General features: G+C 64.4%; 13 protein-coding genes and 1 tRNA gene. All 14 read left to right on the top strand.

The window, feature by feature from the left end; translation table 11 throughout:
* A partial coding sequence (gene tuf, locus ACTJI2_RS19960; protein ID WP_235997023.1) for an elongation factor Tu occupies nt 1-1,170 on the top strand: 1,170 nt, incomplete at its 5' end.
* A 98-nt stretch (nt 1,171-1,268) separates the two neighbouring features.
* Nucleotides 1,269-1,344 (top strand) — tRNA-Trp (locus tag ACTJI2_RS19955).
* Nucleotides 1,345-1,413: 69 nt separating this feature from the next.
* Nucleotides 1,414-1,803, top strand: coding sequence for a preprotein translocase subunit SecE (gene secE / locus ACTJI2_RS19950; protein WP_141455869.1), 390 nt, complete (start codon nt 1,414-1,416; stop codon nt 1,801-1,803).
* Between the two features lie 13 nt (nt 1,804-1,816).
* Nucleotides 1,817-2,374, top strand: a complete 558-nt coding sequence (nusG, locus tag ACTJI2_RS19945; protein WP_141455870.1) for a transcription termination/antitermination protein NusG — start codon at nt 1,817-1,819, stop codon at nt 2,372-2,374.
* 197 nt (nt 2,375-2,571) lie between these two features.
* A complete protein-coding gene (gene rplK, locus ACTJI2_RS19940) occupies nt 2,572-3,000 on the top strand; it encodes a 50S ribosomal protein L11 (RefSeq protein ID WP_141455871.1) in 429 nt (142 codons plus the stop codon).
* A gap of 3 nt (nt 3,001-3,003) precedes the next feature.
* Complete coding sequence (gene rplA, locus ACTJI2_RS19935; protein WP_141455872.1) at nt 3,004-3,702, top strand: 50S ribosomal protein L1; 699 nt, start codon at nt 3,004-3,006, stop codon at nt 3,700-3,702.
* 461 nt (nt 3,703-4,163) lie between these two features.
* The gene (gene rplJ, locus ACTJI2_RS19930) at nt 4,164-4,688 is read left to right on the top strand and encodes a 50S ribosomal protein L10 (protein ID WP_183638697.1); all 525 of its coding nucleotides are present in this window, start codon (nt 4,164-4,166) and stop codon (nt 4,686-4,688) included.
* 62 nt (nt 4,689-4,750) lie between these two features.
* A complete protein-coding gene (gene rplL / locus ACTJI2_RS19925; RefSeq protein ID WP_440843125.1) occupies nt 4,751-5,122 on the top strand; it encodes a 50S ribosomal protein L7/L12 in 372 nt (123 codons plus the stop codon).
* Nucleotides 5,123-5,435: 313 nt separating this feature from the next.
* The gene (gene rpoB / locus ACTJI2_RS19920) at nt 5,436-9,587 is read left to right on the top strand and encodes a DNA-directed RNA polymerase subunit beta (protein ID WP_203323775.1); all 4,152 of its coding nucleotides are present in this window, start codon (nt 5,436-5,438) and stop codon (nt 9,585-9,587) included.
* 113 nt (nt 9,588-9,700) lie between these two features.
* Nucleotides 9,701-13,927 carry a DNA-directed RNA polymerase subunit beta' gene (gene rpoC / locus ACTJI2_RS19915; protein WP_183638691.1) on the top strand — a complete coding sequence of 1,409 codons (4,227 nt, stop codon included), beginning with the start codon at nt 9,701-9,703 and terminating at the stop codon, nt 13,925-13,927.
* A gap of 233 nt (nt 13,928-14,160) precedes the next feature.
* On the top strand, nt 14,161-14,535 hold the full coding sequence (gene rpsL / locus ACTJI2_RS19910) for a 30S ribosomal protein S12 (protein ID WP_141455877.1): 375 nt from the start codon (nt 14,161-14,163) through the stop codon (nt 14,533-14,535).
* An 18-nt stretch (nt 14,536-14,553) separates the two neighbouring features.
* Nucleotides 14,554-15,021, top strand: a complete 468-nt coding sequence (gene rpsG / locus ACTJI2_RS19905) for a 30S ribosomal protein S7 (protein WP_141455878.1) — start codon at nt 14,554-14,556, stop codon at nt 15,019-15,021.
* A 170-nt stretch (nt 15,022-15,191) separates the two neighbouring features.
* Nucleotides 15,192-17,282, top strand: coding sequence for an elongation factor G (gene fusA / locus ACTJI2_RS19900; RefSeq protein WP_183638689.1), 2,091 nt, complete (start codon nt 15,192-15,194; stop codon nt 17,280-17,282).
* A gap of 98 nt (nt 17,283-17,380) precedes the next feature.
* On the top strand, nt 17,381-18,571 hold the full coding sequence (gene tuf / locus ACTJI2_RS19895; protein WP_183638687.1) for an elongation factor Tu: 1,191 nt from the start codon (nt 17,381-17,383) through the stop codon (nt 18,569-18,571).

Genomic DNA, 18,571 nt, shown 5'->3' with positions numbered 1-18,571 from the left:
CGCACCAAGCCGCACGTGAACGTGGGCACGATTGGTCACGTTGACCACGGCAAGACGACGCTGACGGCGGCGCTGACGAAGGTGGGTGCCGAGCGCTTTGGCGGCGAGTTCAAGGCGTACGACGCGATTGACGCGGCGCCGGAAGAGAAGGCTCGCGGCATCACGATTTCGACGGCGCACGTGGAATACGAAAGCCCGACGCGCCACTACGCGCACGTGGACTGCCCGGGTCACGCGGACTACGTGAAGAACATGATTACCGGTGCGGCGCAGATGGACGGCGCGATTCTGGTGTGCTCGGCCGCGGACGGCCCGATGCCGCAGACGCGCGAGCACATCCTGCTGTCGCGCCAGGTGGGCGTGCCGTACATCGTGGTGTTCCTGAACAAGGCGGACATGGTGGACGACGCCGAGCTGCTGGAACTGGTGGAAATGGAAGTTCGCGAGCTGCTGACCAAGTACGAGTTCCCGGGCGACGACACCCCCATCATCCACGGTTCGGCGCGCCTGGCGCTGGAAGGCGACCAGTCGGAGATTGGCGTGCCGGCCATCCTGAAGCTGGTGGAAGCGCTGGACACGTTCATTCCGGAGCCGCAGCGTGACGTGGACAAGCCGTTCCTGATGCCGGTGGAAGACGTGTTCTCGATTTCGGGCCGTGGCACGGTGGTGACCGGTCGTATCGAGCGCGGCATCATCAAGGTGGGCGACGAAATCGAAATCGTCGGTATCCGTCCGACCCAGAAGACCACGGTCACGGGCGTGGAAATGTTCCGCAAGCTGCTGGACCAGGGCCAGGCGGGCGACAACGCGGGCCTGCTGCTGCGCGGCACCAAGCGTGACGACGTGGAGCGTGGCCAGGTGCTGGCCAAGCCGGGTTCCATCACCCCGCACACCGAGTTCGAGGCCGAGGTGTACGTGCTGTCGAAGGACGAGGGTGGCCGTCACACGCCGTTCTTCAAGGGTTACCGTCCGCAGTTCTACTTCCGCACCACGGACATCACCGGTGCGGTGACGCTGCCGGAAGGCACCGAGATGGTGATGCCGGGCGACAACATCAAGATGACCGTGCAGCTCATCAACCCGGTGGCGATGGACGAAGGTCTGCGTTTCGCCATTCGCGAAGGCGGTCGTACCGTCGGCGCCGGCGTCGTGGCCAAGATCATCAAGTAAGCTGCTGTTCCGGCGAATCGCTTCGCCGGACCTCGCGAACGGCGGGCCGGAACCTCGGTCCGCCTTCGCCGTCTAAGGGAAACCTTTAGCAAATCGATACGCCAGTAGCTCAATTGGCAGAGCAGCGGTCTCCAAAACCGCAGGTTGGGGGTTCGAGTCCCTCCTGGCGTGCCACACCGGCGGAGTCTTCCGCACAGGGCCGGCATGCATGGCCGGCCCCTTAGAGCAAAGAGCGACACTGACTTGAACAGCAAGGTCGAACAATCCAAAGGCGGCGCATCCGCCGGCGACATCGCCAAGTACGTGCTGGCCGCTGCCCTCGTGGTCGCGGGCCTGGTGGCGTGGTGGTGGTTCAATGGCCAGTGGGCCACGCCGCTGCGTTCGCTGGCGGTCGCGGCCGGCTTGGTCCTGGGCACGGTCGTGTTCCTGACCACCGGCAAGGGCCGGGACACCCGGGAATTCCTGTCCGAATCGCGGTTCGAGTTGCGCAAGGTGGTCTGGCCGACCCGCCAGGAAGCGACCCGCATGACCTGGGTGGTGGCGATCGTCGTCATCATCCTGAGCCTGCTGCTGGCAGGCTTCGATTTCGCCATCAAATGGGCGATCGAGTTGTTCCTGGACTACGGCCGCTGAGGAGAATGTCGCAGTGAAGCGTTGGTACGTGGTTCACGCCTATTCGGGCTTCGAGAAGTCGGTTGCACAGGCGCTGCGGGATCGCATCGTCCGCAACGACATGCAGGAAAAGTTCGGCGACGTCTTGGTTCCGACCGAGGAAGTGGTCGAGATGCGCTCCGGCCAGAAGCGCCGTTCCGAGCGCAAGTTCTTCCCGGGCTATGTCCTGGTCCAGATCGAGACCCATGACGAGGCGGGCATCCCGCGCATGGACAACGAGAGCTGGCATCTGGTCAAGGAAACCAGCAAGGTGCTGGGCTTCATCGGCGGCACCGCCGATCGCCCGCTGCCGATCCGTGACGAGGAGGCCGCCGCCATCCTGGACCGCGTTCAGGAAGGTGTGGAAAAGCCCCGTCCCAAGGTGCTGTTCGAGCCGGGCGAGATGGTCCGGGTCATCGACGGCCCGTTCAACGACTTCAACGGTGTGGTCGAGGAAGTCAACTACGAAAAGAGCCGCCTGCGCGTGGCGGTGCTCATTTTCGGCCGCTCCACCCCCGTGGAGCTGGAATTCGGCCAGGTCGAGAAGGCCTGACCCCCCTCCCGGCGTGCCTCCGGCACGGCCAGGAAAACCCTGATATACTGCGCGGCTCCCTGTCCAAAGGAGCCGGGCAGGGCACCCGCCGCCGCAAGGCGGCTTCCGTGCGTCTACAACGCGAAGCCGGGACGCGTGATTTTCCCGGTCCGATGGGGAGCCTGCAAAACAGGCGCTAGCACCCGGAGAGAACTCAAATGGCTAAGAAAGTTGTTGGTTACATCAAGCTGCAGGTGAAGGCCGGCCAGGCCAACCCCTCGCCGCCGGTCGGTCCGGCCCTGGGCCAGCGCGGCCTGAACATCATGGAATTCTGCAAGGCGTTCAACGCCGCCACGCAGAAGCTGGAACCGGGCCTGCCGATTCCGGTGGTCATCACCGCCTATTCCGATCGTACGTTCACCTTCATCACCAAGACGCCGCCGGCGACCATCCTGCTGAAGAAGGCCGTGGGCATCCAGTCCGGCTCCAAGCGCCCGAACACCGAGAAGGTGGGCAAGGTGACCCGCAAGCAGCTGGAAGAGATCGCCAAGGCGAAGGAACCCGACCTGACCGCGGCCGACCTGGACGCAGCAGTTCGCACGATCGCGGGTTCGGCCCGCTCCATGGGCCTGACGGTGGAGGGTTAAGAGATGGCACAGACCAAGCGACAGAAGGCCATCCTGGCCGCAGTGACCCCGGGCAAGGCATATGCCATCGACGAGGCGCTGAAGATCATCAAGTCCGCCACCAAGGCCAAGTTCGTCGAGTCCGTCGACGTTGCCGTGCGCCTGGGTGTGGACGCCAAGAAGTCCGACCAGCAGGTTCGCGGTTCGACCGTGCTGCCGGCCGGTACCGGCAAGTCGGTGCGCGTGGCGGTGTTCGCCCCGGCCGGCGCCAAGGCTGACGAAGCGGCCGCCGCCGGCGCCGAAGCCGTCGGCATGGACGATCTGGCCGAGAAGATGCTGGCCGGCGACATCAACTACGACGTGGTCATCGCCACGCCGGACGCGATGCGCGTGGTCGGCAAGCTGGGCACCGTGCTGGGCCCGCGCGGCCTGATGCCGAACCCGAAGGTCGGCACCGTGTCACCGAACCCGGCCGAAGCCGTGAAGAACGCCAAGTCGGGTCAGGTGCGCTACCGCACCGACAAGGCCGGCATCATCCACTGCACCATCGGCAAGGCCAGCTTCGAGGACGAAGCGCTGAAGAACAACCTGCAGGCCCTGCTGGCCGATCTGGTCAAGGCCAAGCCGGCCACCGCCAAGGGTCAGTACCTGCAGAAGATCTCGGTCAGCTCGACCATGGGTCCCGGCGTCACCGTCGACCAGTCGTCGCTCAACCTGAAGTGATGAACCGGCCCGCGCGCCTGGCGCGTGGGCTGCCGGTTCATCATCCCTGCGAAAGCAGGAATCCATTGGAATCTTGAAGATTCCTGGATCCGGCCCACGCAGGGAAACGCAACAAGGCAGCCTCCGCGAGGACGTTGCCGAACATTTGAGGGCAATCGCAACGGAATCCGTTCCCGAGCGATAGCCGTCAAAGACCGCAGGTGCGGTCCGCGCGCATCGACGACGGGCACGGAAGCTCGTGTTGGCAGGGAATCGCCGTCGATGGAAGCGGGATCGCTTAATCCGGACCCGAAAGGGGACGCGCCTGCGCAGATGGTGCCGCCTTCTGGAAATTTCCTGGTGCAGATTCATGCCAGTCAGAAAGGCCACCGCCGGGGCTCGCGCCCCCGGTACCCAGGATGGGTGCCGTCCAGGACCGCAAGCGGCAGGAGCCGCGAGCGGAATCAACAAGTGAGGAGTGTATGGCTCTCAATCTGTCCCAGAAGCAAGAAGTAGTCGCCGAACTGGCAGACGTCGCCGCCAAGGCGCACTCCCTGGTCGCCGCCGAATACGCAGGCATCACGGTCACCCAGATGACCGCGATGCGCAAGAAGGCGCGTGAGACCGGCGTGTTCCTGAAAGTTGTCAAGAACACCCTGGCTTCCCGTGCCGTCGAAGGTACCGAATACGAGTGCGTCAAGGAAAAGCTCGTCGGTCCGCTGCTGTATGCGTTTTCGACGGAAGAACCCGGCGCTGCCGGGCGTCTGATCAAGGAATTCGCCAAGGGCAACGACAAGCTGCAGGCCAAGGTGGTCTCGGTGGGCGGTCAGTTGTATCCGGCCAGCCACGTTGACGTGCTGGCGTCGCTGCCGACCCGTGATCAGGCCCTGGCCATGCTGGCCCGCGTCCTGGCCGAACCGGCCGCGATGTTCGCCCGTGCCGTCAAGGCCGTGGGCGACAAGCAGGGTGGCGGCGAAGCCGTCGCCGAAGCTGCGGCCGAAGCCTGAGTTCGACGTCTTAACGGTTCACTGAACCCTTTCCCAAGATAAATTTCCAAAAGGTAAACACAATGTCCCTTTCCAACGAACAGATCGTCGACGCCATTGCCGGCAAGACCCTGATGGAAGTGATGGAGCTGGTCAAGGCCATCGAAGAGAAGTTCGGCGTCTCCGCCGCCGCCCCGGTCGTCGCTGCTGCCGGTCCGGCCGCCGCCGCCGCCCCGGCCGAAGAGCAGACCGAGTTCACCGTCACCCTGAAGACCGCCGGCGAGAAGAAGGTCGAAGTCATCAAGGCCGTCCGCGCCATCACCGGCCTGGGCCTGAAGGAAGCCAAGGACCTCGCCGAGGCCGGTGGCGTCCTGAAGGAAGCCGCTTCGAAGGAAGACGCCGAGAAGATGAAGAAGGACCTCGAGGCCGTCGGCGCCACCGTCGAAGTGAAGTAAGCAACATCCGTCGCCACGCAACATCGGCGGCAAACCGAGGCCGGGGGCGCAAGCCCCTGGCCTTCGGTCGTTTCAACGGGAATAGGGAATAGGGAATAGGGAATCGCTGGAGCACGGCCCGAAAGGCCGCTTTTCTGACGATTCTCCATTCCCTATTCCCGATTCCCGCCAAAGCGAGTTTGTAGTTGGAAGCAGCAGCAGAAGGCGTGCTGGTGCCGGCAATACCAGCGGCTTCCAACTGAAAATTCTCCCGTTCGAAAGAATGTTCCCCCGGGGTCGCGGACGCGCGGCCCCCGATGCCAAAGGCACTCCCATGACGACATACTCGTTCACCGAGAAGAAGCGCATCCGCAAGGACTTCGGCAAACAGCGTTCGATCCTCGAAGTCCCCTTCCTGCTTGCCATCCAGGTCGACTCCTACCGCGAATTCCTGCAGGAATTCACCGAGCCGTCCAAGCGCGAGGATCGCGGCCTGCACGCCGCCCTCAAATCGGTGTTCCCGATCTCCAGCTACAGCGGCAATGCCGCGCTGGAATACGTTGGCTACAAGCTGGGCGAACCGGTGTTCGACGAGCGCGAGTGCCGCAACCGTGGCCTGAGCTACGGCGCCCCGCTGCGCGTCACCGTGCGCCTGGTCATCTATGACCGCGAATCGTCGACCAAGGCGATCAAGTACGTGAAGGAGCAGGAGGTCTATCTGGGCGAAATCCCGCTGATGACCGAGAACGGCACCTTCATCGTCAACGGCACCGAGCGCGTCATCGTTTCCCAGCTGCACCGCTCGCCGGGCGTGTTCTTCGACCACGACCGCGGCAAGACCCACAGCTCGGGCAAGCTGCTGTACAGCGCCCGCATCATCCCTTACCGCGGCTCCTGGCTGGACTTCGAGTTCGATCCCAAGGACGCGCTGTTCACCCGTATCGATCGTCGCCGCAAGCTGCCGGTGACCATCCTGCTGCGCGCGCTGGGCTACTCCAACGAGGAGATGCTCAACGAGTTCTTCGACATCAACACTTTCCACATCCTGCCCGAAGGCGTGCAGCTGGAACTGGTGTCCGAGCGCCTGCGTGGTGAAACCCTCAACTTCGACCTGGCTGACGGCGACAAGGTCATCGTCGAAGCCGGCAAGCGCATCACCGCGCGCCACGTGAAGCAGCTGGAGCAGTCCGGCATCTCCGCGCTGGCGGTGCCCGACGAGTACCTGGTCGGCCGCATCCTGTCGCACGACGTGATCGACGGCAACACCGGCGAACTGCTGGCCAACGCCAACGACGAGATCACCGAAGAGCAGCTGGTCAAGTTCCGCAAGGCCGGCGTCGACGCGGTCGGCACCCTGTGGGTGAACGATCTGGATCGTGGTCCGTACCTGTCCAACACCCTGCGTATCGATCCGAGCCGCACCCAGCTGGAAGCGCTGGTCGAAATCTACCGGATGATGCGTCCGGGCGAGCCGCCGACCAAGGACGCCGCGCAGAACCTGTTCCACAACCTGTTCTTCACCTTCGAGCGCTACGACCTGTCCAACGTCGGCCGGATGAAGTTCAACCGCCGTGTCGGCCGCAAGGAAGTCACCGGCGAGGCCGTGCTGTACGACAAGAAGTACTTCGGTTCGCGCACCGACGAAGAGGCCAAGCGCCTGGTCGCCGAACTGGGCGACACCTCGGACATCCTGGACGTGATCAAGGTCCTGACCGAGATCCGCAATGGCCGCGGCACCGTCGACGACATCGACCACCTGGGCAACCGCCGCGTGCGTTCGGTCGGTGAAATGGCCGAGAACGTGTTCCGCGTGGGCCTGGTCCGCGTCGAGCGCGCGGTCAAGGAGCGCCTGTCGATGGCCGAGTCCGAGGGGCTGACCCCGCAGGAGCTGATCAACGCCAAGCCGGTGGCCGCCGCGATCAAGGAGTTCTTCGGCTCCTCGCAGCTGTCCCAGTTCATGGATCAGAACAACCCGCTGTCGGAAGTGACCCACAAGCGCCGCGTCTCGGCGTTGGGCCCGGGTGGTCTGACCCGCGAGCGCGCCGGCTTCGAAGTGCGCGACGTGCACCCGACCCACTACGGCCGCGTCTGCACCATCGAGACTCCGGAAGGCCCGAACATCGGTCTGATCAACTCGCTGGCCGTGTACGCCCGCACCAACAATTACGGCTTCCTGGAAACCCCGTACCGCAAGGTCGTGGACGGTACCATCACCGACGAGATCGAGTACCTGTCGGCGATCGAGGAAAACGAGTACGTCATCGCCCAGGCCAATGCGCTGCATGACGCCAAGGGCCACCTGACCGAGCAGTTCGTGCCGTGCCGCTACCAGGGCGAGTCGCTGCTGAAGCCGCCGAGCGAAGTGGACTACATGGACGTCTCGCCGATGCAGACCGTGTCGGTCGCCGCGGCGCTGGTGCCGTTCCTGGAGCACGACGACGCCAACCGCGCGCTGATGGGCGCCAACATGCAGCGCCAGGCCGTGCCGACGCTGCGTGCGCAGAAGCCGCTGGTCGGTACCGGCATCGAGCGCGCCGTGGCGCGCGACTCGGGCGTGACCGTCAACGCGCGTCGCGGTGGCGTGGTCGAGCAGATCGACGCGGCCCGCATCGTGGTCAAGGTCAACGAGAGCGAGATCTCCGGCGAGCACGATGCCGGCGTGGATATCTACACGCTGATCAAGTACACCCGCTCCAACCAGAACACCTGCATCAACCAGCGTCCGCTGGTGAACGTGGGCGACGTGGTGGCGCGCGGCGACGTGCTGGCCGACGGTCCCTCGACCGACATCGGCGAACTGGCCCTGGGCCAGAACATGCTGATCGCGTTCATGCCGTGGAACGGCTACAACTTCGAAGACTCCATCCTGCTCTCCGAGCGCGTGGTGGAAGAGGATCGCTACACCACAATCCACATCGAAGAGCTGACCTGCGTCGCGCGCGACACCAAGCTGGGTCCGGAGGAAATCTCGGCCGACATCCCGAACGTCTCCGAGCAGGCGCTGAACCGCCTGGACGAGAGCGGCGTGGTGTACATCGGCGCCGAGGTGCGCGCCGGCGACATCATGGTGGGCAAGGTCACCCCGAAGGGCGAGAGCCAGCTGACTCCGGAAGAGAAGCTGCTGCGCGCGATCTTCGGCGAGAAGGCGTCCGACGTTAAGGACAGCTCGCTGCGCGTGCCGCCCGGCATGGACGGCACCGTCATCGACGTGCAGGTCTTCACCCGCGACGGCATCGAGAAGGACAAGCGCGCGCGCCAGATCGAGGAAAGCGAGATCAAGCGCGTCAAGAAGGACTTCGACGACCAGTTCCGCATCCTGGAAAGCGCCATCTATGCCCGCCTGCGTTCGCAGCTGGTCGGCAAGGTCGCCAACGGTGGTCCGGGCCTGAAGAAGGGCGACACCGTCAATGACGCCTACCTGGACGGCCTGAAGAAGGCCGACTGGTTCGCCATCCGCATGAAGGACGACGACGCCTCCGACGCCATCGAACGCGCCCAGAAGCAGATCCAGGCGCACGAGAAGGAGTTCGAGCGCCGCTTCGCCGACAAGCGCGGCAAGATCACCGCCGGCGACGACCTCGCCCCGGGGGTGCTGAAGATGGTCAAGGTCTACCTGGCCGTGAAGCGCCGCATCCAGCCGGGCGACAAGATGGCCGGCCGTCACGGCAACAAGGGCGTGGTGTCGACCATCGTGCCGGTCGAGGACATGCCGTACATGGCCACCGGCGAGACCGTGGACATCGTGCTGAATCCGTTGGGCGTGCCGTCGCGTATGAACATCGGCCAGGTGCTGGAAGTCCACCTGGGCTGGGCCGCCAAGGGACTGGGCCGGAAGATCCAGGCCATGCTGGAAGCCCAGGCCAAGGTCGCCGACCTGCGCAAGTTCCTGGACCAGATCTACAACCACGAAAAGAAGCTGGGCGAAGATCGCGTCGACCTGTCGCAGTTCAGCGACGAGGAACTGATCAACCTCGCGCGCAACCTGACCGACGGCGTGCCGATGGCCACCCCGGTGTTCGACGGCGCGGCGGAAGCGGAAATCAAGCACATGCTGGAACTGGCGGATCTGCCGATCAGCGGCCAGACCCAGCTGTTCGATGGCCGCACCGGCGAAGCGTTCGATCGCCACACCACGGTCGGCTACATGCACATGCTGAAGCTGAACCACCTGGTGGACGACAAGATGCACGCCCGCTCGACCGGCCCGTACTCGCTGGTCACCCAGCAGCCGCTGGGCGGCAAGGCGCAGTTCGGCGGCCAGCGTTTCGGCGAAATGGAAGTCTGGGCGCTGGAAGCCTACGGCGCGGCGCACACCCTGCAGGAAATGCTGACGGTCAAGTCGGACGACGTGCAGGGCCGCAACCAGATGTACAAGAACATTGTCGACGGCGAACACGAGATGGTCGCGGGCATGCCGGAATCCTTCAACGTGCTGGTGAAGGAAATCCGCTCCCTGGCCATCAACATGGAACTGGAAGACAACTGAGGTTCGGGATTGGTGATACGGGATTCGGGATTGGCAAGCGATTGCCTCCCGAATCTCCCGGATCCCCGCTCTGACGAATCCCCAATCTCGAATTCCGAATCCCGGAGAAAACCATGAAAGATTTGCTCAACCTCTTCAACCAGCAGCGCCAGACGCTGGATTTCGACGCGATCAAGATCGCGCTGGCTTCGCCGGACCTGATCCGTTCCTGGTCCTACGGTGAAGTGAAGAAGCCGGAAACGATCAACTACCGTACCTTCAAGCCGGAGCGCGATGGCCTGTTCTGCGCCGCCATCTTCGGCCCGATCAAGGACTACGAGTGCCTGTGCGGCAAGTACAAGCGCATGAAGCACCGCGGCGTGGTCTGCGAGAAGTGCGGTACCGAAGTCACCCTGGCCAAGGTGCGCCGCGAGCGCATGGGCCACATCGACCTGGCCTCGCCGGTCGCGCACATCTGGTTCCTCAAGTCGCTGCCCTCGCGCATCGGCCTGATGCTGGACATGACCCTGCGCGACATCGAGCGCGTGCTGTACTTCGAAGCCTACGTGGTCACCGAACCCGGCCTGACCACCCTGGAACGCCGCCAGCTGCTCACCGAAGAGCAGTACATGCAGGCGCGCCAGGAGCACGGCGACGACTTCGACGCCGCGATGGGCGCCGAGGCGGTCTATGACCTGCTGCGCACCATCGACCTGCAGGCCGAGATGGTCAACCTGCGCGAGGAAATCGCCAGCACCAACTCCGAGACCAAGCTCAAGCGCCTGACCAAGCGCATCAAGCTGATCGAGGCGTTCCTGGAGTCGGGCAACCGTCCGGAATGGATGGTCATGACCGTGCTGCCGGTGCTGCCGCCGGATCTGCGCCCGCTGGTGCCGCTGGACGGTGGTCGCTTCGCGACCTCCGACCTGAACGACTTGTACCGCCGCGTCATCAACCGCAACAACCGCCTGCGCCGCCTGCTGGAGCTGAACGCCCCGGACATCATCGTGCGCAACGAAAAGCGCATGCTGCAGGAATCGGTCGACGCGCTGATGGACAACGGCCGCCGCGGCCGCGCCATCACCGGCACCAACAAGCGCCCGCTCAAGTCGCTGGCCGACATGATCAAGGGCAAGCAGGGCCGCTTCCGCCAGAACCTGCTCGGCAAGCGCGTCGACTACTCCGGCCGTTCGGTCATCGTGGTCGGTCCGTACCTCAAGCTGCACCAGTGCGGCCTGCCGAAGAAGATGGCGCTGGAGCTGTTCAAGCCGTTCGTGTTCGCCAAGCTGCAGCGTCGCGGCCTGGCCACCACCATCAAGGCCGCCAAGAAGCTGGTCGAGCGTGAAGAAGCCGAAGTCTGGGACATCCTGGAAGAGGTCATCCGCGAACACCCGGTGCTGCTGAACCGTGCGCCGACCCTGCACCGCCTGGGCATCCAGGCGTTCGAGCCGGTGCTGATCGAAGGCAAGGCGATCCAGCTGCATCCGCTGGTCTGCACCGCGTTCAACGCCGACTTCGACGGTGACCAGATGGCCGTGCACGTCCCGCTGTCGCTGGAAGCGCAGTTGGAAGCCCGCGCGCTGATGATGTCGACCAACAACATCCTGTCGCCCGCCAACGGCGAGCCGATCATCGTGCCGTCGCAGGACGTCGTGCTCGGCCTGTACTACATGACCCGCGCCCTGGAGAACAAGAAGGGCGAAGGCATGGCGTTCGCCAACATCTCCGAGGTCAAGCGCGCCTACGACAACCGCGTGGTCGAGCTGCACGCCAAGGTCAAGGTCCGCATCACCGAGGTGGTGACCGACGAGGACGGCAGCAAGCAGCGCAAGTCGTCGATCGTGGACACCACGATCGGCCGCGCGCTGCTGGCCGACATCCTGCCGGAAGGCCTGCCGTTCGCGCTGGCCAACACCGAGTTGAACAAGAAGGCCATCAGCCGCCTGATCAACTCCAGCTACCGCATGCTGGGCCTGAAGGACACGGTCGTGTTCGCCGACAAGCTGATGTACACCGGCTTCGCCTACGCGACCCGCGCCGGCGTCTCCATCGGCATCGACGACATGCTGATCCCGGCCGAGAAGAAGGGCATCCTGGGCGAAGCCGAGCAGGAAGTGCTGGAAATCCAGGAGCAGTACCAGTCGGGCCTGGTCACCGCCGGCGAGCGCTACAACAAGGTGGTCGACATCTGGTCGCGCACCAACGAGCGCATCGCCAAGGCGATGATGGACACGATCGGTACCGACAAGGTGCAGAACGCCAAGGGCGAGACCATCAACGAAAAGTCGATGAACTCGCTGTACATCATGGCCGACTCCGGCGCGCGTGGTAGCCAGGCGCAGATCCGCCAGCTGGCCGGCATGCGCGGCCTGATGGCGCGTCCGGACGGCTCGATCATCGAGACGCCCATCAAGGCGAACTTCCGCGAAGGCCTGAACGTGCAGGAGTACTTCAACTCCACCCACGGTGCCCGAAAGGGTCTGGCCGATACCGCGTTGAAGACGGCGAACTCGGGTTACCTGACCCGCCGCCTGGTCGACGTGGCGCAGGACGTGGTGATCACCGAAGTGGACTGCGGCACCAGCGAAGGCCTGACCATGACTCCGATCGTGGAAGGCGGCGATGTGGTCGAGCCGCTGCGCGATCGCGTGCTGGGTCGTGTCGTGGCCGAGGACGTGTTCCTGCCGGGCAACGACGAGGATCCGATCGTCACCCGCAACACCCTGCTGGACGAAGCCTGGGTGCAGAAGCTGGAAGACGCCAGCGTGCAGTCCATCAAGGTGCGTTCCACCATCACCTGCGAATCCGAGTTCGGCGTGTGCGCGCACTGCTACGGTCGCGACCTGGCCCGCGGCCACATCGTCAACATCGGTGAAGCGGTCGGCGTCATCGCCGCCCAGTCGATCGGCGAGCCCGGCACCCAGCTGACCATGCGTACGTTCCACATCGGTGGTGCGGCTTCGCGTGCGGCGGCGGTGGACAACATCACCGTCAAGACCACCGGCTCGATCAAGTTCAACAACCTGAAGTACGTCGAGCACGCCAACAGCAGCCTGGTCGCGGTCTCGCGCTCGGGCGAACTGTCGGTGCTGGACGGCCACGGTCGCGAGCGCGAGCGCTACAAGCTGCCCTACGGCGCCACCATCAACGTCAAGGACGGCGACCAGATCACCGCCGGCCAGGCCGTGGCGAACTGGGATCCGCACAACCACCCGATCGTCTCGGAAGTGGCCGGTTTCGTCCGCTTCGTGGACTTCGTCGATGGCGTCACCGTCATCGAGAAGACCGACGAGCTGACCGGCCTGGCCTCGCGCGAGATCACCGATCCGAAGCGTCGCGGTTCGCAGGGCAAGGATCTGCGCCCGATCGTCCGCATCGTCGACAAGGACGGCAAGGACCTGAACATCCCGGGCACCGACCTGCCGGCGCAGTACTTGCTGCCGCCGCGTTCGATCGTCAACCTGCAGGACGGCGCCCCGGTGGGCGTGGGTGACGTGGTCGCCAAGATCCCGCAGGAAGCCTCGAAGACCCGCGACATCACCGGTGGTCTGCCGCGCGTGGCCGACCTGTTCGAAGCGCGCAAGCCGAAGGATCCGGCAATCCTGGCCGAGCGCTCCGGCGTGATCAGCTTCGGCAAGGACACCAAGGGCAAGCAGCGCCTGATCATCAAGGACACCGATGGTTCGGAGCACGAGGAGCTGATTCCGAAGTTCCGCCAGATCATCGTGTTCGAAGGCGAGCACGTGACCAAGGGCGAAACCATCGTGGACGGCGAGCCGAGCCCGCAGGACATCCTGCGCCTGCTGGGCGTGGAACCGCTGGCGGCCTATCTGGTGAAGGAAATCCAGGACGTGTACCGCCTGCAGGGCGTGAAGATCAACGACAAGCACATCGAGGTGATCACCCGCCAGATGCTGCGCAAGGTCGAGATCACCGATACCGGCAACAGCAAGTTCCTGTCCGGCGAGCAGGTAGAGAAGCAGCGCCTGATCGAGGAAAACGTCAAGCTGGCCGCCCGCAACGAACTGCCGGCCAAGTACGACCCGGTCCTGCTGGGCATCACCAAGGCCTCGCTGGCGACCGAATCGTTCATCTCGGCGGCTTCGTTCCAGGAGACCACCCGCGTGCTGACCGAGGCGGCCGTTCGCGGTACCCGCGACAGCCTGCGCGGCCTGAAGGAAAACGTGATCGTCGGCCGCCTGATCCCGGCCGGTACCGGCTTGGCCTACCACAACCAGCGTCGCCGCAACGCCTCCGGTCTGACCGAGGCGGAAGTGGATGCGCTGGCGGGCAGCCCGGCCGAAGCTTCGACCCCGGCCCCCGCGGCCGAGGAAGCCGGCGAGGAGTCCAGCGCCAGCTAAAAACGGCAAGATGGCGGCCTCAGGGCCGCCCCAGACCACGAAATGAGGGGCAGGGAGCCCCTCGTTTTCGGCCCAGGAAGGGCGGGATCGCAAACCTGTAGAGGCCCCCGGCATACACCGCATTGACGGTGTCGCCGGGTGCCAGCTATACTTTTCCGTCTCGGTGGGCCGGTTCGCGGCCTGCCGTCGTTTTCACGCAACAAGGCTCCGGCCTTCACCCAAAGAATCCAAACATGGCAACCATCAACCAGCTGGTCCGCAAGCCGCGGCAGGCAACCACTTACAAGAGCGCCTCGCCGGCGCTGGACAAGTGCCCGCAGCGTCGCGGCGTGTGCACGCGCGTCTACACCACCACCCCGAAGAAGCCGAACTCGGCGCTTCGCAAGGTGGCCAAGGTGCGCCTGACCAACCAGGAAGAAGTCATCAGCTACATCGGTGGCGAAGGTCACAACCTGCAGGAGCACTCCGTGGTGCTCGTGCGTGGCGGTCGTGTGAAGGACCTGCCGGGCGTGCGTTACCACACCGTCCGCGGTTCGCTCGACGCCTCCGGCGTCGCCAAGCGTCGCCAGGGCCGTTCCAAGTACGGCGCCAAGCGCCCGAAGGCTTAAGGTTAAGGAAGAAGAACTATGTCGCGTAAAGGCTCAGCTCCCCAGCGTGAAGTCCTGCCGGATCCCAAGCACGGCAGCCAGACGATCGCCCGTTTCATCAACATGGTCATGCTCAGCGGCAAGAAGTCCGTCGCCGAGAAGATCGTCTATGGCGCCATGGATGTCATCGGCGAAAAGAACCCGAATGCCCTGGAACTGGTCGAGAAGGCGCTGGACAACGTCGCCCCGACCGTCGAGGTGAAGTCCCGCCGCGTCGGCGGTGCGACCTACCAGGTGCCGGTCGAAGTGCGTTCCAGCCGCCGTCTGGCGCTGGCGATGCGCTGGTTGATCGAATCCGCCCGCAAGCGCGGCGAGAACTCGATGCCGCGCAAGCTGGCCGCCGAACTGCTGGACGCCTCGGAAAACCGCGGTGGCGCCATCAAGAAGCGTGAAGAGACCCATCGCATGGCGGAAGCGAACAAGGCGTTCGCCCACTACCGCTGGTAACAAGCCAGGCCCCCTTGCAACCGGGGGCCATCGGCACCATCTAGGTGCCCCAAGCGGCCTGTCCGCAGAACCCGAAGGCCGCCGCAAGGCGGCATTCGGCCATATAGAAGATCGCCCTCCACGGAGGACCGGATTCCCGTCGGTTCTCCCATCAGAAAAGAGAGACTGTCGTGGCTCGCACCACTCCCATCGAGCGTTACCGCAACTTCGGCATCATGGCCCACATCGACGCGGGCAAGACCACCACGTCCGAGCGCATCCTGTTCTACACCGGCAAGAGCCACAAGATCGGTGAAGTGCACGAAGGTGCCGCCACGATGGACTGGATGGAGCAGGAGCAGGAGCGCGGTATCACCATCACTTCCGCCGCCACCACGGCGTTCTGGAAGGGTATGGACGGCTCGTTCCAGGAACACCGCTTCAACATCATCGACACCCCCGGGCACGTCGACTTCACCATCGAAGTCGAGCGTTCGCTGCGCGTGCTCGACGGCGCGGTGTTCGTGCTGTGCTCGGTCGGTGGCGTGCAGCCGCAGTCCGAGACGGTGTGGCGCCAGGCCAACAAGTACTCCGTGCCGCGCATGGCGTTCGTCAACAAGATGGACCGCACCGGTGCCAACTTCGACAAGGTCGTCGGCCAGCTGAAGTCGCGCCTGGGCGCGTACGCCGTGCCGATGCAGGTGCCGATCGGTGCCGAGGACGGCTTCGAGGGCGTGGTCGACCTGCTGAAGATGAAGGCCATCCACTGGGATGTCGCCTCGCAGGGCACCAAGTTCGAATACCGCGACATCCCGGCCGAGCTGAAGGAAAAGGCCGAGGCGGCGCGCGCGTTCATGATCGAAGCCGCGGCCGAAGCCTCGGAAGCGCTGATGGACAAGTACCTCAACGACGGCGAGCTGTCGGAAGCCGACATCATCGCCGGGCTGCGCGAGCGCACCCTGAAGGTGGAAATCGTGCCGGTGTTCTGCGGTTCGGCGTTCAAGAACAAGGGCGTGCAGGCCATGCTGGACGGCGTGGTCAACCTGCTGCCGTCGCCGGCGGATCGTCCGCCGGTGCAGGGCATCGACGAGAACGAGAAGGAAGACAGCCGCAAGGCGTCCGACACCGAGCCGTTCTCGGCGCTGGCGTTCAAGATCATGACCGACCCGTTCGTCGGCTCGCTGACCTTCTTCCGCGTCTACTCGGGCGTGCTGAATTCGGGCGACCAGGTGTACAACCCGGTCAAGTCGAAGAAGGAGCGCGTGGGCCGCATCCTGCAGATGCACTCCAACCAGCGTGATGAAATCAAGGAAGTGCGCGCGGGCGACATCGCCGCGGCGGTGGGCCTGAAGGACGTCACCACCGGCGACACCCTGTGCGCGCAGGATCACATCATCACCCTGGAGCGCATGGTGTTCCCGGAGCCGGTGATCTCGATGGCGGTCGAACCGAAGACCAAGTCGGACCAGGAAAAGATGGGCATCGCGCTGGGTCGCCTGGCCCAGGAAGATCCCTCGTTCCGCGTGCGCACCGACGAGGAGTCCGGCCAGACCATCATCTCCGGCATGGGCGAGCTGCACCTGGACATCATCGTCGACCGTATGAAGCGCGAGTTCAACGTTGAAGCCAACGTCGGCAAGCCGCAGGTGGCCTACCGCGAAACCATCCGCAAGAAGGTCAAACAGGAAGGCAAGTTCGTGCGCCAGTCGGGCGGTCGCGGCCAGTACGGCCACATCGTCATCGAGATGGAACCGCAGGAACGCGGCGTCGGCTTCTCCTACGAGAGCGCGATCGTCGGCGGCGTGGTGCCGAAGGAATACGTCACCGCCGCGGGCAAGGGCATCGAGGAAGCGATGAAGAACGGCGTGCTCGCCGGCTTCCCGGTGGTCGACGTCAAGATCGTCGCGGTCGATGGCTCGTTCCACGACGTGGACTCCAACGAAATGGCGTTCAAGGTCGCCGGCTCGATGGCGTTCAAGGAAGCCTTCAGCAAGGCCAGCCCGGTCCTGCTCGAGCCGATGATGAAGGTCGAAATCGTCACTCCGGAGGAATACCTGGGTGACGTGATGGGTGACGTGAGCCGTCGTCGCGGCATCCTGCAAGGCCAGGACGACAGTCCGTCCGGCAAGGTGATCAACGCGATGGTGCCGCTGGGCGAAATGTTCGGCTACGCCACCACGCTGCGCTCGATGTCGCAGGGTCGCGCCACCTTCACGATGGAGTTCGACCACTACGCCGAAGCGCCGGCCAACATCGCCGACGCGGTCGTCAAGAAGAATTAATGCAGGGAAACGGGATTCGGGATTCGAGATTCGCAAGAGCATGAATCCCGTTTTTCCCCAATCCCCCGTCTCAAATCCCCAATATCGGAGTTTTCAAAATGGCAAAGGGTAAGTTCGAGCGCACCAAGCCGCACGTGAACGTGGGCACGATTGGTCACGTTGACCACGGCAAGACGACGCTGACGGCGGCGCTGACGAAGGTGGGTGCCGAGCGCTTTGGCGGCGAGTTCAAGGCGTACGACGCGATTGACGCGGCGCCGGAAGAGAAGGCTCGCGGCATCACGATTTCGACGGCGCACGTGGAATACGAAAGCCCGACGCGCCACTACGCGCACGTGGACTGCCCGGGTCACGCGGACTACGTGAAGAACATGATTACCGGTGCGGCGCAGATGGACGGCGCGATTCTGGTGTGCTCGGCCGCGGACGGCCCGATGCCGCAGACGCGCGAGCACATCCTGCTGTCGCGCCAGGTGGGCGTGCCGTACATCGTGGTGTTCCTGAACAAGGCGGACATGGTGGACGACGCCGAGCTGCTGGAACTGGTGGAAATGGAAGTTCGCGAGCTGCTGACCAAGTACGAGTTCCCGGGCGACGACACCCCCATCATCCACGGTTCGGCGCGCCTGGCGCTGGAAGGCGACCAGTCGGAGATTGGCGTGCCGGCCATCCTGAAGCTGGTGGAAGCGCTGGACACGTTCATTCCGGAGCCGCAGCGTGACGTGGACAAGCCGTTCCTGATGCCGGTGGAAGACGTGTTCTCGATTTCGGGCCGTGGCACGGTGGTGACCGGTCGTATCGAGCGCGGCATCATCAAGGTGGGCGACGAAATCGAAATCGTCGGTATCCGTCCGACCCAGAAGACCACGGTCACGGGCGTGGAAATGTTCCGCAAGCTGCTGGACCAGGGCCAGGCGGGCGACAACGCGGGCCTGCTGCTGCGCGGCACCAAGCGTGACGACGTGGAGCGTGGCCAGGTGCTGGCCAAGCCGGGTTCCATCACCCCGCACACCGAGTTCGAGGCCGAGGTGTACGTGCTGTCGAAGGACGAGGGTGGCCGTCACACGCCGTTCTTCAAGGGTTACCGTCCGCAGTTCTACTTCCGCACCACGGACATCACCGGTGCGGTGACGCTGCCGGAAGGCACCGAGATGGTGATGCCGGGCGACAACATCAAGATGACCGTGCAGCTCATCAACCCGGTGGCGATGGACGAAGGTCTGCGTTTCGCCATTCGCGAAGGCGGTCGTACCGTCGGCGCCGGCGTCGTGGCCAAGATCATCAAGTAA

This window comes from Pseudoxanthomonas sp. 22568 (assembly GCF_052044485.1).
Lineage (GTDB): Bacteria > Pseudomonadota > Gammaproteobacteria > Xanthomonadales > Xanthomonadaceae > Pseudoxanthomonas_A > Pseudoxanthomonas_A beigongshangi.
Note: the sequence above shows the minus strand (reverse complement) of the source record. Positions and strands in the feature narration are given on the sequence as shown.